Raw genomic sequence first — 19229 nt, 5'->3', positions numbered from 1 at the left:
GCGTTTCAGGTGGTGGTGCTGGCGGGGCTGTTCTGCTGCAGCCAGGTGGCGTAGGCCTCGGGTTCGTGCACCACAACGGTGGAGCGCATGCCGCCGTGGTACGGGCCGCACAGTTCGGCGCACACGATCGGGTAGCTGCCGGCCTTGGTGGCGGTGAAGGAGAGCACGGTGGGCTGGCCGGGGATCACGTCCTGCTTGAGGCGGAACTGGGGCACCCAGAAGGCGTGGATCACGTCGCGGGCTTCCATATGCAGCTCCACGGGTTGGCCGGTCGGCACGTGCAGCTCGCCACTGGTGATGTTGGCGTCGGGGTAATGGAAGATGAACGCAAATTGCATCGCCGTCACCTCAACCGGCAGCACGGCGCCGGTGGGTGCGGCATCCATGCCGGCCCCACCGATCCCCCCCCACACCCTGGCCTGGGGCTCCATCGCCGCGTGGGCCATGGCGGAGTGGTCGTTGAGGTTCACCATGCCGCCCATGCGTTCGTAGATGTCGTAGCTGTAGATCCCAACGAATAAAACCACGATCGCGGGAATGGCCGTCCAGACGATTTCCAGCGGCAAATTCCCCTCAATGGCGAGGCCATCGCTGAGGTCGCCGCTGGGGCGGCGGAATCGAAACAAGCTGTAAACCAGCAGGATCACGATGCCGAGAAACAGCACCGTGCCAATGCTGAACAAAACCTTAAAGAGGGCGTCATAGGTGGGAGCGTTGCTGCTGGCATCCAGCGGCAACATGTTGACGTTGTTGCCCACCCAAAGGCCTGTCAGCACAAGCGCTGTGGTGGCCGCAATAATAGTGAGGACGGTACGAATCGGCACGGTGCGCTTTGCCCCTTAAGCCAGCCTATGGGGCGCTGCCTTCGGCTGCGGGGACAACGTTGATTTGGTTGGCAAAACAACGCGATGGCAGTGGGTTTCTGGGGCAAGGTTTCAGTCTTGAGATGTGCGGGAATCCTGATCCCTGCTTCTGGTCAAGCTGGCTAACTTGACCCCACTTCCGGGAATGGCCTGGCCATGGCGGCGGATCTCCACTCCCAACCAGGTCCAGCTCCCGACCTGGCGCTGCGTCACCGCCTCGGCTTGCTGGCGTCCCACCTGGTGGTGGCCCTGGTGGCCCTGGTGGGCATCGGCGGTGCCACCCGGGTGATGGAGGCCGGCCTGGCTTGCCCGGATTGGCCGCTTTGTTACGGGCGCCTGCTGCCGGGGCGCCAGATGAACCTCCAGGTGTTCCTGGAGTGGTTCCATCGGCTCGATGCCTTCGTCGTGGGCGTAGCCCTGCTGGTGCTGACTGGCGCCAGCATTCTCTGGCGCCGCCGGCTGCCGGCGTGGCTCCCCTGGATAGCCGGCGCAGCCTTGTTGCTGGTGGCTGTGCAGGGTGGGCTGGGGGCCCTCACCGTCACCCAGCTGCTGGCGGCTCCCTTGGTGACGGTCCATCTCACCACCGCCCTGGTGTTGGTGGCCCTCACCAGTGCCCTCTACCAGCGCATCGCTATGGCTGGTCGTGGCCTCGTGGTGCCGCCGCTCTGGTGGGGGCTGCTGGCGTCGACGGCCCTGGTGCTGGTGCTGGCCCAGTGCTTGCTGGGCGGTTCCATGGCCAGTCAATGGGCCGCCGACCAATGCTTCAGTTCAGGAGAGGGTTGCCGGTGGTTGCTGGCCCACCGCCAGGTGGCGATGCCCGCGGCCCTGGCCGTGCTGGCTCTGGCGGCATCAACCCCGCTGCTGCCGGCGGGGCTCGGACAGTTGCCAGCGCTGGCTCTTGGCTCCGCAGCGTTGGTGGTGGCCCAGGTTGCCCTCGGGGTCTTGACCCTGCGTCTCCAGCTTGAGGCGCCCCTGGTGACGATTGCTCACCAGCTCACCGCTGCCCTGCTCGTGGGCTTGCTGGCCGCCGTGGTCGCCCGCTGTTTGGGGCGTCGCTCGGCCCGATCCCTGTTGACGTCTGAGGTCCCCTCCGAGGTGGTTCATGGTTAGTGCAGCAGTGCCTGCAACGGCCGCTGCTTCGGTGGCGAATGCCCCAACTGCGGCCTCAGCGATCCGTCCTTCGGTGAAGCTGCCCGCCTGGTTGGAGGTGGCCAAGCCCCGCCTGATCCCCCTGCTGCTGGCTACCACCCTGGGCGGCATGGCCCTCAGTGCCGGTGGCCCCCCCAGCGGCGCCACCATCGCCTGCACCCTGGTGGGGGGCAGCCTGGCTTCGGCGGCGGCCGGGGTGCTCAATTGCCTGTGGGAGCAGGAGCTCGATGGGCGCATGCAACGCACCAGTCGCCGGGCCCTGCCCTCGGGGCGCCTCGCCCAGCGCCAGGCCTTCGCCCTGGCCATCGGCCTCACGGCCCTCTCGGTGGCGGTGTTGGTGATCGGTGTGAACCCGCTGGCCGCCAGCTTGTCGCTGCTGGGCCTGTGCAGCTATGTGCTGCTCTACACCGCCTTCCTCAAGCCTCGCACCACCCAGAACATCGTCATCGGCGGGGTGGCCGGTGCGATCCCGCCCCTGGTGGGGGCGGCGGCGGCCACCGGTGGCCTGGGTTGGTCGTCGTGGTGGCTGTTCTCGCTGGTGATGCTGTGGACGCCCGCCCACTTCTGGGCCCTGGCCCTGCTGCTCAAGGACGACTACCGATCGGTGGGGATTCCGATGCTGCCGGTGGTGAAGGGCGTGGTGGTCACCACCCGGGCGATCAGCCATTACGCCTGGGCCACGGTGGCCTTTAGCCTGCTCGGTGCGCTGGCCTTGCCCACTGGCGGCCTGCTCTACGGCCTGATGGTGCTGCCCTTCAACGCCCGTCTGCTCCAGCTCAGCGGCCGCTTGCGCGCCCAGCCCGATGATCCCCAGCGCGCCCGCGCCCTGTTCCGCTGGTCCATCTTTTACCTGTTTGGCATCTGCCTGCTGCTGCTGCTGGCCCGGCTGCCCCAGGCGGCGCTGATGGGCCCTGATCTGTTCAGCGTCTCGCTGTTTGCGCTGCCTACATTGGTCGGCTGATTGGGCGGTCTGAGTCGGTGATCGAACTGCAGCAGCTCCGAAAGTGCTACGGCGGTGGCAAAGCCAGAGGTGGCAAAGCCAGAGGTGGCAACTTGGCCGGTGGCGTGCTGGCCCTCGATGGGCTGACGCTGCAGGTGCCGGCCGGCAGCCTTTACGGCCTGCTGGGGCCCAATGGCGCCGGCAAGACCACTGCCCTGCGCATCCTCTGCACTCTGCTGGCCCCCGACAGCGGCAGCGTGCGGGTGGGCGGGGTTGATGCCCTGTCCGAGCCGCGGGCGGTGCGGCGCCTGCTGGGCTACGTGGCCCAGGAGGTGGCGATCGACAAGATCCTCACGGGCCGCGAACTGCTGCAGCTCCAGGGCGATCTGTATCACCTGCAGACCTCCGCGCGGAACCAGCGGATCGGCGAGTTGATCGAGCTGCTGGGCATGGCCGACTGGATCGATCGCCGCTGCGGCGGCTATTCAGGCGGCATGCGGCGCCGGCTGGATCTGGCGGCGGGTCTGCTGCATCGCCCCCAGGTGCTGGTGCTCGATGAGCCCACCGTCGGCCTCGACATCGAGAGCCGGGCGGCCATCTGGGGTGTGCTGCGCCAGCTGCGGGATGGCGGCACCACTGTGCTGCTCAGCAGCCACTACCTCGAGGAGGTGGATGCCCTGGCCGACCACCTGGCCATCATCGAAGCCGGTCGGGTGATCGCCGAAGGGGCGCCCTCGGTGCTCAAGGCGGCCCTCGGCGGCGATCGGGTGACCCTGCGGGTGCGGGAATTCAGCGACGCCGACGAGGCTGAGCGGGTGCGCAGCCTGCTGCACGCTTGTGCCGGTGTGCGCCAGGTGGTGGTGAACCAGGCCCAGGGCTTCTCCCTCAACCTGGTGATCGAGCACGACGGCGTGATCGAGCAGCTGCGCCGTCAGCTGGCCGAGGCCGACCTGCCGGTGTTTGCCCTGGCCCAGAGCCGCCCCAGCCTCGATGATGTCTACCTCCAGGCCACGGGCCGCACCTTGATGGATGCGGAGCTGGCCGTGGCCGGCAGTCGCGATCCCAAGGCCGAACGCAAAGCGAGCATGTGATGACCACCACCCTTCCCGTTCCCGTCCCGACCCGCGATCCCGCCCCGGGTTCACAGCCCGAGGCTTCCGCCCTGGCTGAGATCAGCCAGGAAACCCTGGCCCTAACCCGGCGTTTGTTTGTGCAGCTGCAGCGGCGGCCTTCCACCCTGGTGGCGGGGGTTCTGCAACCGCTGATCTGGCTGGTGCTGTTCGGCGCTCTGTTCGCCAAGGCCCCGGAGGGCCTGCTGCCCGGCGGCATCAGCTACGGCCGCTTTCTGGGTGCCGGCGTGATCGTGTTCACCGCCTTCAGTGCGGCCCTCAATGCCGGGTTGCCGGTGATGTTTGATCGGGAATTCGGCTTCCTCAACCGCTTGCTGGTGGCGCCCCTGCGCTCGCGCAGCTCGATTGTGTTGGCTTCGGTGCTCTACATCACCTCCCTGAGCCTGGTGCAGAGCCTGGCGATCATGGGCACCGCTGCCCTGCTCGGCTACGGCTGGCCGGGGGGCGCCGGATTGTTGTTGGTGCTAGTGACGCTGCTGCTTCTGGTGTTTGCCGTCACGGCCCTGAGTTTGGGCTTGGCCTTCGCCCTGCCGGGGCATATCGAGTTGATCGCGGTGATCTTCGTGGCCAACCTGCCGCTGCTGTTTGCCAGCACCGCGTTGGCACCGCTGTCCTTCATGCCGGCCTGGCTGGGCTGGCTAGCGGCCCTAAATCCCCTTACCTTCGCGATTGAACCGATCCGTGCCGCCTACGCAGGACAGGTCTCCCTCACCGCCGTGGTGCTGGAGGCCCCCTACGGCCAGCTCAGCAGCGCCACCTGCCTCGGGGTGCTCGCCGTGTTGGCCGCCGGGATGTTCCTGCTGATTCGGCCGCTGCTGGATCGCAAGCTCACCTAGCCACCCCTCCCGTGACCCAGCCCCCCAGCTTTCCACCGCCAGCCCGCCCCGACCTGGCGGATCGTCTGCTGGCGGCGGTGGCCGAACGGGACCAGCCCATGGCCGAGCGCCTGGTGCAGCAGTGGGTGCACCGCCGCGGCCTCGCGGCCCTGGACGCTTTGGTGGCGGGGCCGCTGCTGGCCAGTCAGGGGGCTGAAGCCGCCCAGTGGTTGCAGGAACGGGCTGGCGGCGGAGCTCCCCTTGGGTTGGTGCCTGCGGTGCTGCAGCCCGAGCCGGAATGGCTTTCAGAGTCTGTTGAACAGGTTGTTGAACCCGTTGTTGAACCCATCCCCGCGGCGGTTCTCTCCCGTTCCTGGTCCCAACTGGCCGTGGTGCCCGACGGGGAGCCGGCGCCCGCACCCCGTGCCCTGGCGCCCCTGCGGGCCTGGCTTCCCGATGCCGACTCCCTTCCCTTAGCCAGCTGAGTGAAAGCTTCTGGACTGATCGTGTCGGTGCAGGCCCCCGAAGGCTCACCCCTGCGCGATCCCGATGTGATCGCGGCGATGGCGGAGGCCAGCCTTCGCAATGGCGCCAGTGGCGTGCGGCTGGAGAGTCCGGAGCACATCGGAGCCGTGCGGAGCCGTTGCCCCGACGCCTTGATCGTGGGGCTGTGGAAGCGCACCTACCCCGGCAGCTCCGTGTACATCACCCCGGGCTGGGAGGAGATCCGCGCCGTGTGGGGGGCAGGCGCCGATGTGGTGGCCCTCGATGCCACCGAACGCCACCGGCCCGGTGGAGAGACTCTCGAGCAGCTGATCAGCCGCGCGCGGCGGGAGTTGGGTGCCCTGCTGATGGCCGATGTCGACTCGCTGGCCAACGGCTTGCGGGCCGCCGCCCTCGGCTGCGACTGGGTGGGCACCACCCTGTATGGCTACACCGAGGCCACGGCTGCTTGCCAGCCGCCTGCCTGGGAGCTCTTGCCCCAGCTGAAGCAGCAGCTGCCCGCAGCGGTGAGCTTGATCTGTGAGGGCGGCATCGCCAGCCCCCAGCAGACCCGTGGTGCCCTCGATGCCGGCGCGGATGCGGTGGTGGTGGGCACGGCTATCACCGGGGTGGACCTGCAGGTGGCGGCCTACGTGAAGGCCTGCTGAGGGGCTGCCGAGCGGCTGGGCCTCACATCATGCCGGGCATGCCCATGCCGCCCATGCCGCCCATGCCACCCATACCGCCCATCCCGCCCATGTCGCCGCCGGGGGCCGCTTCGGGTTCGGGTTTGTCGGCGATCACCACCTCGGTGGTGATCAGCATTGAGGCGATCGACACTGCATCCTGAAGTGCCAGACGCACCACCTTGGCGGCATCGAGGATGCCGGCGGCGAGCAGGTCTTCGTAGACGCCGGTGAGGGCGTTGTAGCCCTTGCCCAGCCGCAGGATCTCGGCCGCCACCACAGCGCCATCAGCACCGGAGTTGTAGGCGATCTGCCGCACCGGCTCCGCCAGGGCGCGTTGCACGATCTGCACACCGGTGCGCTCATCCCCCTGACAGGACGCCGCCAGGCCGCTGAGACCTTCGGCCAGCTCCAGCAGGGTGCAGCCGCCGCCGGCGATGATTCCTTCCTCGACGGCGGCGCGGGTGGCGTTGAGGGCATCCTCAATGCGCAGCTTGCGGTTTTTGAGCTCGGTTTCGGTGGGGGCCCCCACCTTGATCACGGCTACACCACCGGCCAGCTTGGCGATCCGCTCCTGCAGCTTCTCGCGGTCGTAGTCGGAGTCGGTGTTGTCGAGCTCACGCTTGATTGAGGCCACCCGGTCGGCCACGGCGGCCTGGTGGTCGCCGCTGGCCACGATGGTGGTGGTGTCCTTGGTAATCGTGATGCGGCGGGCCTGGCCCAGCTCGGCGAGTCCGGTTTTCTCCAGGCTCATGGACCGCTCTTCGCTCACCACGGTGGCACCGGTGAGGATGGCGATGTCGCCCAGCATGGCCTTGCGCCGATCGCCGAAGCCCGGAGCCCGCACGGCGGCCACCTGCAGCACGCCGCGGTTCTTGTTGACCACCAGGGTGGCCAGGGCTTCGCCGTCCACCTCCTCAGCCAGGATCAGCAGCGGTCGGCCGCTCTTCGACACCGCCTCCAGCACGGGCACCAGGTCAGTGATGGTGCTGATCTTGCGGTCGGTGATCAGGATCAGGGCGTTTTCAAAGACGCACTCCCGGCGCTCCTGATCGGTGACGAAATAGGGGGAGCTGTAGCCCCGGTCAAAGGCCATCCCCTCGGTGATTTCCAGCTCAGTGGCCAGGGAGGTCGACTCCTCCACCGTGATCACCCCATCGGCGCTCACCTTGGCCATGGCCTCGGCGATCATCAGGCCGATCTCGTCGTCGTTGCCGGAGCTCACGGCCGCCACCTGACGGATGGCATCGCCACTCACCGCCTGGGAGCGCTCAGCGATCCCAGTGACGATGTGGGCCGTCGCTTGTTCCATGCCGCGGCGCAGGCCGACGGGGTTGGCTCCGGCCGCCACGTTTTTCAGACCTTCGCGCACCAGGGCCTGGGCCAGCAGGGTGGCGGTGGTGGTGCCATCGCCGGCGGTGTCCTTGGTTTTGCTGGCCACCTGCTGCATCAGCTTGGCGCCGACGTTTTCGAAGGGATCCTCGAGTTCGATGTCCTTGGCGATGGTGACGCCGTCATTGACGATCTCGGGAGCGCCGAATTTCTTCTCCAGCACCACGTTGCGGCCACGGGGGCCGATGGTCACCTTCACCGCGTCGGCCAAGGCGTTGACACCCCGCTCCAGGGCGCCGCGGGAGGCATCCGAGAAGCTGATCAGCTTGGCCATGACAACGGAACGATTTCAATGGTGATCAGGGTCCCACAGCGGCTGGCCGACGTGGTAGCGGACCACGGTGGGGAAAGCCGAATCGCCTGCAGCCCCAGGCTGCTGAACGGCTCCAGGCTCGATAGGGTCAGGCGATGGAAGATCTGCTCCAAACGGCCCTGGAGAGCGCCGACGAAGCGATTTCGCTGGATCCGGCCTCCAGTGCCAACGCCATGATCTTCGTGCTGGTGGCGGCGTTTGGCGTCGTGATGGCGCTGGTGTACGTGCCGGTGCGGTTGTTTCTCACGATCACGGCCCGCAGCCGACGTCTGAGGCTGCTGCAGCGGATTCGCCGCCTGCGCGAGGAGCTGGGCCAGCCGATCACCAACCCCTGAGGGCTCCTGCTTGGGGAACTACCGCATCACCATGCCGCCATCCACCTGCAGCACCTGGCCGGTGATGTAGGCGGCGGCGGGATCGGCGGCCAGGAAGCGCACAGCGCCGGCCACCTCGGCGGCGCTGCCCATCCGGCTCATGGGAATGGCGGCCAGGATCGGCTCCTTGTCGAGCTCGGCGGTCATGTCGCTTTCGATGAAGCCGGGGGCCACCGCATTGACGGTGACGCCACGGGCGGCGAATTCAGCGGCGTTGCTGCGGGTGAGGCCGATCACACCGGCCTTGGCGGCGCTGTAGTTGGCCTGGCCGGGGTTGCCCATTAGGGCCACCACCGAGGTGATGTTGATGATGCGGCCGATGCGGGCCTTGAGCATCGCGCGGCTGACGGCGCGGGTGCAGAGGAACACGCCGGTGAGGTTGAGGTCGATGACGCTCTGCCAGTCGGCTGTTTTCATCCGCATCAGCAGGCCATCGCGGGTGATGCCGGCGTTGTTGACTAGCACATCGAGCCGGCCGGCCTTCTCGAGCACGGCCTTGACCATGGCGTCAACCTGCTCTTCGTCGGCAACGTTGGCCCGGTGGCTCCAGGCCTGGCCCCCGGCCGCAATGATTTCGGCCACCACGGCTTCGGCAGCCTCCGGCGAGCTGGCGTAGTTGACCACCACCTGGGCGCCGGCGGCAGCCAGTTCGAGGGCGATGGCGCGGCCGATGCCCCGGCTGGCGCCGGTCACGAGGGCCACTTGCGCGGCCAGGGGGGCTGAGCTCGTCATCACGGCGCAAGGCATCCAGTGGCGCCGATCGTATGGCCCGGCTACTCCAGCTCCGGCTACCCCAGCCCCAGGGCCGCCAGCACGTCGGCTGCGCTCAGTTGCTCCAGGGAGCCGCTGGCACCCAGCCCCTGCACGCCGCCACGGTTGGGCAGGCTGGAGGCCTCCCGGCCTAAGGCCACCAGAGGCAGGCCGAGCAACAGGGCCAGTTCGATGGCGACTGAATCACTGGCCAGCACCACATCGGCGCTGGCGATCTGGGCGGCCCGCTGGCGCAAGGGCTTGGCCCCCTCGCCCCGCAGGGCAGCCACGGCCCGCAGGTTGGGCAGCTTGGCCTGGATGGCAGCGGGTAGGGCTTGCCATTGGGAGGCGCCCCAGTCGCCGGCGCTGCCGGAGGGGGCCAACAGCAGGGCCGGGCCGTCCCCGGCGGGCAGGGCGGCAGCAGCAGCCTCCAGATCGCTGGGGGCCACCGGCAATCGGAAGGCGTTGGCATCAAGCTCTACGCCGATCGGCCGCAGGAAGGCCTCCAGGGCCTGGTTGGGCCAGCCGCCCGCCCCAGGGCTGATCCGTTCGGTGGTGGAGAACCCGCCGGTAGCCACCCGGGTAGGGATGTGGCTCATCGACAGCATCAGGTCCATCTGGCGGCTGGGCGCCAGGTTGAGGCACACCTGGAAATCGGGCTCCCGCACGGTGCCAAGCAGGTTGGCCCAGTCGGCCAGGGTGGCCTGGTCGTAGGCGAAGGGAAGGGCGCGGCTGACGGCGGGGTGCAGGCTCCAGAGGGGCACAGCAGCGACCGGACAAACCACCTGCACCTCAGCCTTGAGCTGCTCGGCCACCGCCGCCACGGCGGCAAAGCTCTGCAGCTGTTGGCTGCTGCCGCCCGGAATCAGAAACAGGGCGCGCATCGAAAAGGCACGGTTCGGCGGCCTGATTGTATGGATCGGATTCGGATTGGCCTGATTCGAGGGAGTTGCTTGTGCATTTGCTGATCGCCGCCGCCGGCAGTGGCCGCCGCATGGGGGCCGAGGGCAACAAGTTGTTGCTGCCGGTGGCCGGCCGGCCCGTGCTCGCCTGGACCCTGGAGGCGGCCCTGGCCTGTCCGGCGATCCACTGGATCGGCATCGTCGGCCAGCCGGTGGATGCGGAGGCGATCGCCGCGATCGTGGCGGGCGTGCGCCCCGACCGGCCGGTGGAGTGGATTCTTGGTGGCGAGACCCGTCAGGACTCGGTGCGCTGCGGGCTGGCCGCCCTGCCGACCGATGCCGAAGGGGTGCTGATCCACGACGGCGCCCGCTGCCTGGTGGAGCCCGACCTGCTGGCGCGCTGTGCCGCCGCCATGCTCCAGGGCGCGGCTGTGATTGCCGCTACCCCCGTGACCGACACGATCAAGCAGGTGGATGGGGCGGGCACCATCACCGCCACCCCGGATCGCCGAGTGCTCTGGGCCGCCCAGACCCCCCAGGGGTTTCCCGTGGCCCAGCTGCGGAATGCCCACGCCACCGCCATCGCCGAAGGCTGGAGCGTCACCGACGATGCGGCCCTGTTTGAACGGCTGGGCCTGCCGGTGCAGGTGCTGGAGGCGCCCCCCTCCAACATCAAGCTCACCACCCCTTTCGATCTCACCGTGGCGGCGGCCGTGCTGGCGGCTCGGTGCTGAAGGGCTAGGTCGGCGGAATGTGCAGCCGGCCGCTGCCAGCATCCAGCCGCGCCCAGGTCCCCAGGGGCAGGGCTGCATTGCCGACCCCATGACCCACGGGCAGGTTGCTCACCACGGGAATGCCGAGATCGGCGGTGCGCTCCCGCAGCACCTGCTCGAGGCTGAAGCGATCCGGCTGTGTTTCACAGGCTGTTTCACAAACCGAATCCGGCGGTTGGGGACTGGTTTCGTCGGTGGGCCTCGCGTCAGCAGCCACCACGTCGTCGCAGTCGGTGAACTGGCCCAGACCGATGCCGGCCAGCTGCTGCAGGGCGCCGCTGAGGCGCCAGTGGGTGAGCATCCGCTCGATGCGGTAGGGGGCTTCGCTCACGTCTTCGAGCACCAGGATCGCGCCGCGTAGATCGGGCAGGTGGGGGGTGCCGAGCAGGTGGGTGGCCACGGTGAGATTGCCGGCCAGCAGCGGGCCTTCGGCCTGGCCGCCACACCAGCCCTCGCCGTGGAGATCGGCCAGGGACTCGCCGAACAGCAGGGCCCGCAGCCGCTCCTGGCTCCAGGCCGGCTCGGCCGCCAGGGTGGTTACCAGGGGCCCGTGGATGGCGCCGCCCTGGCCCTGGGCCAGCTGGGCCCAGAGCAGGGAGGTGACGTCGGAGAAGCCCAGCAGCCAGCGGGGCGGTAGGTCCAGGGGCTGCTCCAGCAGTCGGGCCGCCCCCCAGCCGCCGCGCACGCAGGCCAGCAGCTCCGCCCCCCGCCGGGCCGCCGCCTCCAGGTCGCCGCGCCGTTCCGGGTCGCGGCCGGCCAGGTAGCCCCACTGGCGCCCGTGCAGCGGGTTCCGCTCCACCTGCAGCCCCCAGCCCTCGAGCACGGCAATGCCGGCCTGCAGCCGCGCCAGGGCGTCGTCGCCCAGCAGGGCTGAGCTGGCCGCCACCAGCTGCACCCGATCGCCGTGCTGGAGCGGCGCCGGCTGGTGCATGGCCACGCTCATGGCAGCTGCCCCAGCACCAGGGCCAGCAACAGCAGCCCGCCGAGCTGCACCTGGCGGCTGAAGTGACGGCCGTAGGCCGAGCGGGGCAACGCGGGGCGACGCAGCAGGGCGGCTTCGCGCTGCATGCCGAAGGCCGCCAGCAGCCAGAGGGGCCAGACGATCCAGCCACTGCCCTGCAGCCCGACACCCTGCAGCCCAGCGGCCAGCGCCAGGGCGGCGGCGGCCAGGCCATAGCTCACCGCCACCGCCAGGGGAGCCTGCGGCCCGAGGCTGAGGGCGCTGCTGCGCACGCCGATGGCCCGGTCGTCGTCGCGGTCGGCCATGGCGTACACGGTGTCGAAGCCGAAGGTCCACAGCAGGGTGGCCAGCCACACCAGGGCCAGAGGCCAACCGCCCGCTAGGGAACCCGTGCGGGCCGCCCAGGGGATCAGGACGGCAAAGCCCCAGCAGAGGGCAAGCACCAGCTGGGGATACCCAAACCAGCGCTTGGCCGAGGGGTAGAGCAGCACCGGCGGCAGCGCCGCCAGCGCCAGCAGCAGGCAGAGGCTGCGGCCGCTAGCCGGCAGACCCAGCATCAGCACCAGCAGCACCGTCAGGGCCACCACCAGGGCGAGCAGCAGCAGCGCCAAGGCCTCCCGCACCCCCACCCGGCCATCGGCCAGAGGGCGGTTGCGGGTGCGCTCCACCAGGGGGTCGATGCGGCGGTCCCAAAGGTCGTTGGCGATGCAGCCGGCGGCGCTCACCGCCAGCCCCCCCAGCACGATCAGCCCCACCAGCAGCGGCGCCGGTGGGGCGTTGGGGGTAAGCCAGAGGCTCCAGCCTGCGGGGATCAACAAAATCAGGCGGCCACTCGGCTTGTGCCAGCGCACCAGCTCCAGCCAGGCCCCCAGCCTGGTGCCGCTTGCGGAGTTGGCCATGCCCCATTTCCGTTGCGAGGCACCCTAGTTGTGCCGGCAGAGGGGGCCATGGGTGGCAAAGTGGCGCCCCTGCGGCTGCTGCCGAACCCCATGGTTCAGGCCCCCAACCTCAAGCAAGCCGGGCGTCGCCGGGTGGCCGCCATCGATATCGGCACCAATTCGATCCACCTGCTCGTGGCGGAGGTGGATCCGGAGCTGTGCAGCTTCAGCGTGGTGCTGGCCGAAAAAGCCACCACCCGGCTCGGGGAGCGCGACCCCCACACCGGCGACCTCAGTGCCGAGTCGATCGAGCGCGCCTTTCGCACCTTGCGCCACGATCGCGACCTGGCCCTGAGCCATGGCGTCGAGCAGATCGTTACGGCGGCCACCAGCGCCGTGCGGGAGGCCCCCAACGGCCGCGACTTCCTGGTGGCGCTTCAGGAGCAGCTGGGGCTGGAGGTGGATCTGGTCAGCGGCCCGGAGGAGGCTCGGCTGATCTACCTGGGGGTGCTCTCGGGCATGGCCTTCGGCAACCAGCCCCACCTGATCATCGACATCGGCGGCGGCTCCACCGAACTGGTCCTGGCCGACGGCCGGGATGCCCGCAGCCTCAGCAGCACCAGGATTGGGGCGGTGCGGCTGCAGCGGGAGTTCTGCCAACAAGACCCCCTATCAGCAGACCGACGCTCCTTTCTGCAGGCCTACATCCAGGGCGCTCTCGATCCGGCCGTGGCGGAGGTGAAGGCGGCCCTGCAGCGCAGTGAGCAACCGTTGATGGTGGGCACCAGTGGCACGGCAATGGCCCTGGCGGCTCTGGCGGCATCGGAGGATCCCAAGCCGCCGCTGAAGCTGCAGGGCTACCGGCTCAGCCGTGAGCGCATCGACCAGCTCACCGCTCGGTTGTTGGCGATGTCGCCGGAGCAACGCCGCGCCCTGCCCGCCATCAACGACCGGCGGGCCGAGATCATCGTGCCTGGAGCCATGATCCTGCAGACGGCGATGGCCATGCTCCAGGTGCGGGAGCTGGTGGTGTGTGATCGGGCCCTGCGGGAGGGTTTGATCGTCGACTGGATGCTGCGCAATGGGCTACTGGGGGATCGCTTTGCCTTCCAGAGCACGATCCGCGAGCGCACGGTGCTGCATCTGGCCCAGCGCTTCGGTGTGGACCGGGCCAGGGCCGATCGGGTGGCGGCCCATGCCCTCAGCCTTTACGACCAGTCCCGCGGCCTGTTGCACCACGACGACGGCCCGGGTCGGGAGTTGCTGTGGGCTGCCGCCCAGCTGCACACCTGCGGCAAAAGCATCAACATTTCCGCCTATCACAAGCACAGCTGGTATCTGATCCGCCACGGTGAGCTCCTTGGCTATTCCGAGGCGGAGCACCTGATGGTGGCGGCCATTGGTCGTTACCACCGCCGCAGCCTGCCGAAGAAGCGCCATGAGTCGTGGCAGCTGATCGAAGACCGCGACCAGCGCCGCACGGTGACGTCGATGGCGTTGCTGCTGCGCCTGGCTGCCGCTCTGGATCGTCGCCCTGCCGCGGTGATCGGAGCGCTGCAGGTGCTGCCCCTCGCTGGCGCCGTGAGCATCGGCCTCGAGCCACTGGTGGCAGCCCCGGGCGAGCAGCCGGTGGATCTGAGCCTGGAGCGCTGGAGCTTGCGCTCCTGCGTCGATGTGGTGCAGGAGGCCTGCGGGCTCGACCTCAGGGTGCCGGAGCCTTGAACTGCTGCCAGCGCACCTGATCGATCCGGCCTAGGGGTTTGGCCGGTCCGCTGCCCAGCTGGGCCTTCACCAGGTCGGGCCGTCCGGCCAGCACGCTCAGCCCGCCGCCGAGGGGGAAGCGCCGCTCGCCTTCGAAGGTGCCTCGGAACAGGCTCTCGCCACCCTGCTGCTTCACCTCCAGCCAGCTGGGCTGGCTGCTGATCAGCAGCAGCTCAGAGCTGCTTGGGGTTTCTGGAGCTGAGACTTGCGGTGCAGTGGCTTGCGGTGCAGTGGCTTGCGGTGCAGTGGTTTGTGGTGGGGCTGATTGTGGTGCGTTGGCCGGTTCCGGTTCGGCTGGACGGGACGCCTGAAGGCGCTGCCACTGCTGCCAGCCCGCTGTGCCACCGGCGCCGAGGGCCGCCACAAGCCCAGCGGCCAGGGCCAGTCGACCGACGGCCTGTACGGGCGACGGCCGACCGGCTCCAGGGGCCTCTCCCCGAGGGGCGAGTTCGGCCACCTTCACCGGCCTGGGTTGGAACCCGCCGCTCTCCCGCAGGGTCTGCAGGGGGGCGTCAACGTTGATGGCCAGGGTGTTGGCCACCCGGCGGGCCTGGGCGATCACGAACACAGGCTCGGGGAGCCGGTCGGCATCGCCATCTTCCAGGGCTTGCAGCTGTTCTTGGCCCATGTTGAGCCGTTGGGCCAGCTCGGCGATCGCGAGCCCCTGCCCCTCACGGCCTTGGCGCAGTGCTTGGCCTAGGGCCTGCAGGGCAGCGATGGGCTCGTGGCGAGAGGAGTCAGACGCCAAATGGGTCAAGCCGGATACAAATTTGAATTATTCTGCCGAGTCGAGCTGGGCGCGCAAGCAGTTGATCCGGGCGCGCCAGAGCTTGGTCGGGGGGCTTTGCCGGAGGGGCTTGGGCCCGAATTACCAGGTCAAATGGGCGATACTGGATTCGAACCAGTGACCCCTTCCGTGTGAAGGAAGTGCGCTACCGCTGTGCTAATCGCCCGCACACACAGAGCTTAAAACACCACCGGCACCTCATCGGCGAGCATGGGTTCAGAACCAGCCGTCTCGCGTGAGCGCCACCCCCATCTCTACCCCGGCTCCTGCTGAACAGCCAGCCCCTGCGGCACAGGGGGAGGCAGACGTCGATGTGTTGATCGTGGGCGGTGGGGTGTGTGGCACGGCCCTGCTGTTTGAGTTGGCTCGCTACACCGATGTGGAGCGGATCCTGCTGGTGGAGCGCTACGACCAACTGGCCCGGGTGAATTCCAAGGCCACCAACAACAGCCAGACGATCCACTGCGGCGACATCGAGACCAACTACACCCTCGAGAAGGCGGTGAAGGTCAAGCGCACCGCCGAGATGATCGTGCACTACGCCGAGCTGCTCGATCCGGCCACCCGCGAGCGCTGTGTGTTTCGTACCCCGAAGATGGTGCTGGGCGTGGGCGAGACGGAATGCGCCTTTCTGCGGGAGCGCTTTGCGCGTTTTTCGCCCCACTTCCCGGCGATGGAACTGCTCGACAAGGAGCAGATTGCAGCGTGGGAGCCCCAGGTGGGTTTGGTGGACGGTGCGCTGCGGCCGGAGGAGCTTGTGGCGATCGGCATCCGTCGCACCTACACCGCCGTCGATTACGAGGAGCTCTCGGCCTCATTTGTGGCCCAGGCCAAGAAGGGCGTGGCCGGCACAGCTCGCCAGCTCACGGTGCAGCTCGGCACCAGCGTGGGCACGATCACCGCTGAGGGCGACGGCTATCGGGTGGAGCTGGCCCCCACCCCCGGCTGCAGCGCCGGCCTGGCTCCACGCTCGGTGTGGGCCCGGCACGTGGTGGTGAATGCCGGCGCCCACAGCTTGCTGATGGCCCAGCGGATGGGCTACGGCCTGGAGTATTCCTGCCTGCCGGTGGCGGGCAGCTTCTACTTCACGCCCGACCTGCTTCAGGGCAAGGTGTACACGGTGCAGAACGACAAGCTGCCCTTCGCCGCCATCCACGGCGACCCGGATGTGCGCGCCCCCGGCAAGACCCGCTTCGGCCCCACGGCCCTGCTGCTGCCGCTGCTGGAGCGCTACAAGCCGGCGTCCTTCTGGGAGTTTCTGCAGGTGCTGCGGCTGGATTGGGCCGTGCTGGCGGTGTTCTGGCAGCTGTTCCGCATCGCCGACATCCGCAACTACATCTTCAAAAATCTGCTGTTTGAGGTGCCCTGGCTGCGGCGGCGCCTGTTCCTGGCCGATGCCCGCAAGATCGTGCCCGGCATGCAGCTCAGCGATCTCACCTTTGCCGAGGGCTATGGCGGCGTGCGTCCCCAGTTGATCGACAAGGTGAACCGCAAGCTGATGCTGGGTGAGGCCAGCATCCCGGCCCGGCTGGGTCTGGTGTTCAACGTCACCCCGTCACCGGGGGGCACGTGCTGCCTCGGCAATGCCGCCCGCGATGTGGAGGCGATCGCCGAGCGGCTGGGCTGCAGGTTTGATCGCCACCGCCTGGCCCAGGAGCTCTACGGCGAGAGGGCCTCAGATGCCGCCGCGGAACAGGTGGTTGTGGCTGGCTGAGTAGAGCTTGGAGCGGGCTTCTGCCGGCGCCGCCAGGGCCGGACTCACCACATAGAGGGTGGTGCGGATCAGCTGCCGCTCCTGGCTCACCCGGGCCATTTCAGCCAGCGGCACCACCTGGATCCACTCGTCGGGCCAGCTCACCCGGTAGGCAATCGCCACGGGTGTGTCGGCGGGGTAGTGGCGCAGCAGCTCGCTCTGCACCTCCTCCACGTGGCGGGCGCTCAGGTAAAGGCACAGGGAGGCCCGCAGGGCAGCCAGCCGCTCCAGGCTCTCGCGCTCTGGTACACCGGTGCGGCCGCCGGCGCGGCCGAGCACGATCGTCTGCACCAGGCCGGGAATGGTCAGTTCGCTCTGCAGCGCTGAGGCGGCGGCCTGGTAGGCACTGAGGCCGGGTACCACCTCCACGCCGATGCCGGCATCGGCCAAACGGCAGATCTGCTCGGCGATGGCGCCGTAGAGGCAGGGATCGCCGTCGTGGAGTCGCACCACGGTTTTGCCGGCGCGGGCCCGATCCAGCACCACCTCCATCACCTGCTCCAGGGTGAGGGTGCTGGTGCGCACCTGCTCACAGCCCTCGGGTGCCAGGGCTGCAACCTGGGGATTAACGAGGGAGTCGGTCCACACCAGCACCTCCGCCTGCTCCAGCACCTTGGCGGCGCGCCGGGTGAGCAGGTCGGGGGCGCCGGGGCCAGCCCCGACGATCCACACGGGTTTGGAGCTCAGCTCAGCTGCATCGGTTGGGGTCAAACGGACACTCCACTGGGGTCGGGAAGGGGACGGCGGCGGCGGTAGAGCCACCAGAGGCCCACGCCACCCAGGGCGATCAGCAGCAGGCTCACCAGTTGGGCCATGCGCAGACCACCCTCACAGAAGGGGGGATTGGAGAGCAGGCAGAGCGGATCGAGCCGCAGACCCTCAATCCACACCCGGCCGCTGCTGTAGGCCATCAGATAAACGCAGCTCAGGGCTCCGGGCAGCAGCTGGATGCGGCCTCGGCTGGCGGCGCGGAATAGCCACAGCAACAGGATGCAAACCCCCAGATTCCAGATGGATTCGTAGAGGAAGGTGGGGTGAAAGTAGAGCTGCTCGAGAAATTCGGCCGGGCGGCTGTCGGCCGGAATCTTCAGTTTCCAGGGCAGATCGGTGGGTAGCCCAAAGGCCTCGGAATTGAAGAAGTTGCCCCAGCGGCCGATCGCCTGGCCCAGGGCCACCGCCGGCACCAGCACATCGAGCAGCGACCAGAAGGGCTGCTTGCGCCAGCGGCAGTAGAGCACCGTGGCCAGGCTGCCCCCCAGCAGGGCGCCGTGGATGGCGATGCCGCCGCGCCAGATGGCGAAGGCATCCAGCCAGTTGCCCGAGTATTGGCGCCACTCCAGGGCGACGTAATAGAGACGGGCGCCGATCACCGCACCCAGCACCAGCACGGGCAGCAGGTCGGCGATCAGGGCGGGTTCGATGCCCCGAGCCCGGCCCAGGCGAGTTGCCAGGCTAAGGCCGAGCAGCGCGGCCACGGCGATCAGCAGGCCATACCAGCGCAAAGCAAAGGGGCCCAGCTGGAAAACCAGGGGCCCCGGTGAGGTGAAGGTGGCCAGCACGCTGCTCAGACGAGGCCTTCTGCTGCCTGAACTTTCTCCACCTGACGCTTCTTGAGCACCAGCATGATCTGGGCCAGGGCGATGGCGGCGAAGAAGGCCAGCAGGCCGTAGATCCGAACGGGGTTCTGCAGCACGATCTCGGCGTCGATCTGGCCAAAGCCGCCGACGTTGGGATCGTTGGTGAGAGCCGCACCAGCCACCACGGCATCGCCCACGGCAGCGGTGAGGGTGGGGCCGGCGGGCACGGTTTCCGTGGCCTTGCTGCCGTCTTCAGCGGTGATTTCCACCACCGTGGCGCCATTGTCGCCAGGGGTGATCGCGGAGATGGTGCCGGCGACCGGTGCGTTGAAGACGCCGTTGTTGCTCTTCTCACCGGTGGGATACACCTGGCCGCGACCGCGGTTGCCGCCCACGTGGATCTGGGTCTTGCCGAAGTGGATGCTGCTGTCGGTGGCGGGGTCGGGCGAGAGGATCGGGAAGACGATCTCCTGATGCTGGTCACCGGGGAGAGGACCCACCAGCAGGATGTTGGGCTGGTCGTCGGAGTACTGGGTGTAGTAGACGCCGGCGGTCTCTTCCTTGAGTTCGTCGCTGAGACGGTCCTGGGGAGCCAGGGTGAAGCCGTCGGGCAGCATCACCACCGCACCCACGTTGAGGCCGGTGGGGCTGCCGTCGCCCGACACCTGCTGGACGCTGGTGTCGTAGGGGATTTCGACCACCGCCTTGAACACCGTGTCGGGGAAGACGGCCTGGGGCACCTCCACCCGGGTGGCCTTCTTGGCCAGGTGGCAGTTGGCGCAGACGATCTTGCCGGTGGCTTCCCGGGGGCTGGCGTAGTTCTGCTGGGCCCAGAAGGGATAGGCCCAGCTGGGGCTGGCGCCGCTGAGCAGCACGGCCAGGCTCAGGGAGGTGCCGATCAGGGTGCCGAGCAGGAGGGAGAGGGAGCGACGCATCACGGGA

Annotated in this window: 20 protein-coding genes and 1 tRNA gene; 10 read left to right on the top strand and 11 right to left on the bottom strand. The window is 68.6% G+C overall.

The window, feature by feature from the left end; all coding sequences use genetic code 11:
• Nucleotides 1–5: 5 nt before the first annotated feature.
• Nucleotides 6–824 carry a cytochrome c oxidase subunit II gene (locus KBY70_RS04235; protein ID WP_409996017.1) on the bottom strand — a complete coding sequence of 273 codons (819 nt, stop codon included), beginning with the start codon at nucleotides 822–824 and terminating at the stop codon, nucleotides 6–8.
• Between the two features lie 195 nt (nucleotides 825–1019).
• On the opposite strand from KBY70_RS04235, the gene KBY70_RS04230 reads away from it, so the two are divergent.
• The 6 genes from KBY70_RS04230 to KBY70_RS04205 are packed head-to-tail and all read left to right on the top strand — an operon-like array spanning nucleotide 1020 to nucleotide 6048.
• On the top strand, nucleotides 1020–1973 hold the full coding sequence (locus tag KBY70_RS04230; RefSeq protein ID WP_254987523.1) for a COX15/CtaA family protein: 954 nt from the start codon (nucleotides 1020–1022) through the stop codon (nucleotides 1971–1973).
• Nucleotides 1966–2973: a heme o synthase gene (locus KBY70_RS04225; RefSeq protein ID WP_261355933.1), complete on the top strand. Its 1008-nt coding sequence runs from the start codon at nucleotides 1966–1968 to the stop codon at nucleotides 2971–2973. Before KBY70_RS04230 ends, KBY70_RS04225 begins: the two co-directional genes overlap by 8 nt.
• Nucleotides 2974–2990: 17 nt before the next feature.
• Nucleotides 2991–4043 carry an ATP-binding cassette domain-containing protein gene (locus KBY70_RS04220; protein ID WP_409996016.1) on the top strand — a complete coding sequence of 351 codons (1053 nt, stop codon included), beginning with the start codon at nucleotides 2991–2993 and terminating at the stop codon, nucleotides 4041–4043.
• Nucleotides 4043–4918, top strand: coding sequence for an ABC transporter permease (locus KBY70_RS04215; protein ID WP_254987520.1), 876 nt, complete (start codon nucleotides 4043–4045; stop codon nucleotides 4916–4918). The genes KBY70_RS04220 and KBY70_RS04215 overlap by 1 nt, the downstream gene beginning before the upstream one ends.
• 11 nt (nucleotides 4919–4929) lie before the next feature.
• Nucleotides 4930–5382, top strand: a complete 453-nt coding sequence (locus KBY70_RS04210; protein ID WP_254987518.1) for a hypothetical protein — start codon at nucleotides 4930–4932, stop codon at nucleotides 5380–5382.
• Complete coding sequence (locus KBY70_RS04205; RefSeq protein WP_254987516.1) at nucleotides 5383–6048, top strand: N-acetylmannosamine-6-phosphate 2-epimerase; 666 nt, start codon at nucleotides 5383–5385, stop codon at nucleotides 6046–6048.
• A gap of 22 nt (nucleotides 6049–6070) precedes the next feature.
• Here KBY70_RS04205 and groL read toward each other — a convergent pair whose 3' ends face one another.
• Nucleotides 6071–7732, bottom strand: coding sequence for a chaperonin GroEL (gene groL / locus KBY70_RS04200; protein ID WP_254987515.1), 1662 nt, complete (start codon nucleotides 7730–7732; stop codon nucleotides 6071–6073).
• A gap of 134 nt (nucleotides 7733–7866) precedes the next feature.
• Here groL and KBY70_RS04195 point away from each other — a divergent pair, with 134 nt between their 5' ends.
• A complete protein-coding gene (locus tag KBY70_RS04195; protein WP_254987623.1) occupies nucleotides 7867–8106 on the top strand; it encodes a hypothetical protein in 240 nt (79 codons plus the stop codon).
• A gap of 18 nt (nucleotides 8107–8124) precedes the next feature.
• Here KBY70_RS04195 and fabG read toward each other — a convergent pair whose 3' ends face one another.
• Both fabG and KBY70_RS04185 read right to left on the bottom strand, forming a co-directional pair.
• A complete protein-coding gene (fabG, locus tag KBY70_RS04190) occupies nucleotides 8125–8877 on the bottom strand; it encodes a 3-oxoacyl-[acyl-carrier-protein] reductase (RefSeq protein WP_254987513.1) in 753 nt (250 codons plus the stop codon).
• Between the two features lie 56 nt (nucleotides 8878–8933).
• A complete protein-coding gene (locus KBY70_RS04185) occupies nucleotides 8934–9779 on the bottom strand; it encodes a lipopolysaccharide heptosyltransferase family protein (protein ID WP_254987512.1) in 846 nt (281 codons plus the stop codon).
• Nucleotides 9780–9850: 71 nt separating this feature from the next.
• Between KBY70_RS04185 and ispD the strand changes: the two genes are divergently transcribed.
• The gene (ispD, locus tag KBY70_RS04180; RefSeq protein WP_254987611.1) at nucleotides 9851–10531 is read left to right on the top strand and encodes a 2-C-methyl-D-erythritol 4-phosphate cytidylyltransferase; all 681 of its coding nucleotides are present in this window, start codon (nucleotides 9851–9853) and stop codon (nucleotides 10529–10531) included.
• 4 nt (nucleotides 10532–10535) lie between these two features.
• Here ispD and KBY70_RS04175 read toward each other — a convergent pair whose 3' ends face one another.
• Entirely contained in the window at nucleotides 10536–11513 is a 978-nt protein-coding gene (locus KBY70_RS04175) for an LD-carboxypeptidase (protein WP_094559727.1), read from the bottom strand.
• The gene (locus tag KBY70_RS04170; RefSeq protein ID WP_254987511.1) at nucleotides 11510–12430 is read right to left on the bottom strand and encodes a 4-hydroxybenzoate polyprenyltransferase; all 921 of its coding nucleotides are present in this window, start codon (nucleotides 12428–12430) and stop codon (nucleotides 11510–11512) included. Before KBY70_RS04170 ends, KBY70_RS04175 begins: the two co-directional genes overlap by 4 nt.
• A gap of 90 nt (nucleotides 12431–12520) precedes the next feature.
• Between KBY70_RS04170 and KBY70_RS04165 the strand changes: the two genes are divergently transcribed.
• Entirely contained in the window at nucleotides 12521–14131 is a 1611-nt protein-coding gene (locus tag KBY70_RS04165) for a Ppx/GppA phosphatase family protein (RefSeq protein WP_254987509.1), read from the top strand.
• On the opposite strand, the gene KBY70_RS04160 is transcribed toward KBY70_RS04165, so the two are convergent.
• On the bottom strand, nucleotides 14112–14927 hold the full coding sequence (locus KBY70_RS04160; protein WP_254987508.1) for a helix-turn-helix domain-containing protein: 816 nt from the start codon (nucleotides 14925–14927) through the stop codon (nucleotides 14112–14114). The genes KBY70_RS04165 and KBY70_RS04160 overlap by 20 nt on opposite strands.
• 124 nt (nucleotides 14928–15051) lie before the next feature.
• Nucleotides 15052–15123: transfer RNA gene (locus KBY70_RS04155), tRNA-Val, on the bottom strand.
• Nucleotides 15124–15192: 69 nt separating this feature from the next.
• On the opposite strand from KBY70_RS04155, the gene KBY70_RS04150 reads away from it, so the two are divergent.
• On the top strand, nucleotides 15193–16671 hold the full coding sequence (locus KBY70_RS04150) for an FAD-dependent oxidoreductase (protein WP_254987507.1): 1479 nt from the start codon (nucleotides 15193–15195) through the stop codon (nucleotides 16669–16671).
• On the opposite strand, the gene cobM is transcribed toward KBY70_RS04150, so the two are convergent.
• From cobM to petA, 3 genes are read right to left on the bottom strand one after another with little or no spacing between them, the layout of a single operon-like run.
• Nucleotides 16633–17421, bottom strand: coding sequence for a precorrin-4 C(11)-methyltransferase (gene cobM / locus KBY70_RS04145; RefSeq protein WP_254987506.1), 789 nt, complete (start codon nucleotides 17419–17421; stop codon nucleotides 16633–16635). The genes KBY70_RS04150 and cobM overlap by 39 nt on opposite strands.
• Nucleotides 17418–18278, bottom strand: coding sequence for a prolipoprotein diacylglyceryl transferase (gene lgt / locus KBY70_RS04140; RefSeq protein WP_254987610.1), 861 nt, complete (start codon nucleotides 18276–18278; stop codon nucleotides 17418–17420). Before lgt ends, cobM begins: the two co-directional genes overlap by 4 nt.
• Complete coding sequence (gene petA, locus KBY70_RS04135; protein ID WP_094559731.1) at nucleotides 18275–19222, bottom strand: cytochrome f; 948 nt, start codon at nucleotides 19220–19222, stop codon at nucleotides 18275–18277. Before petA ends, lgt begins: the two co-directional genes overlap by 4 nt.
• Nucleotides 19223–19229 lie beyond the last annotated feature (7 nt).

Source organism: Cyanobium sp. ATX 6E8 (genome assembly GCF_024346335.1).
Lineage (GTDB): Bacteria > Cyanobacteriota > Cyanobacteriia > PCC-6307 > Cyanobiaceae > Cyanobium_A.
This window is presented reverse-complemented; position numbering and strand designations above follow the sequence as displayed.

Bases quoted from the DNA above. Each gene is read 5' to 3' on its own strand.
- KBY70_RS04230 (WP_254987523.1), top strand. From the start codon at position 1,020: ATGGCGGCGGATCTCCACTCCCAACCAGGTCCAGCTCCCGACCTGGCG.
- KBY70_RS04225 (WP_261355933.1), top strand. From the start codon at position 1,966: ATGGTTAGTGCAGCAGTGCCTGCAACGGCCGCTGCTTCGGTGGCGAAT.
- KBY70_RS04215 (WP_254987520.1), top strand. From the start codon at position 4,043: ATGACCACCACCCTTCCCGTTCCCGTCCCGACCCGCGATCCCGCCCCG.
- groL (WP_254987515.1), bottom strand. From the start codon at position 7,732: ATGGCCAAGCTGATCAGCTTCTCGGATGCCTCCCGCGGCGCCCTGGAG.
- KBY70_RS04195 (WP_254987623.1), top strand. From the start codon at position 7,867: ATGGAAGATCTGCTCCAAACGGCCCTGGAGAGCGCCGACGAAGCGATT.
- fabG (WP_254987513.1), bottom strand. From the start codon at position 8,877: ATGACGAGCTCAGCCCCCCTGGCCGCGCAAGTGGCCCTCGTGACCGGC.
- KBY70_RS04185 (WP_254987512.1), bottom strand. From the start codon at position 9,779: ATGCGCGCCCTGTTTCTGATTCCGGGCGGCAGCAGCCAACAGCTGCAG.
- KBY70_RS04175 (WP_094559727.1), bottom strand. From the start codon at position 11,513: ATGAGCGTGGCCATGCACCAGCCGGCGCCGCTCCAGCACGGCGATCGG.
- KBY70_RS04170 (WP_254987511.1), bottom strand. From the start codon at position 12,430: ATGGCCAACTCCGCAAGCGGCACCAGGCTGGGGGCCTGGCTGGAGCTG.
- KBY70_RS04165 (WP_254987509.1), top strand. From the start codon at position 12,521: ATGGTTCAGGCCCCCAACCTCAAGCAAGCCGGGCGTCGCCGGGTGGCC.
- petA (WP_094559731.1), bottom strand. From the start codon at position 19,222: ATGCGTCGCTCCCTCTCCCTCCTGCTCGGCACCCTGATCGGCACCTCC.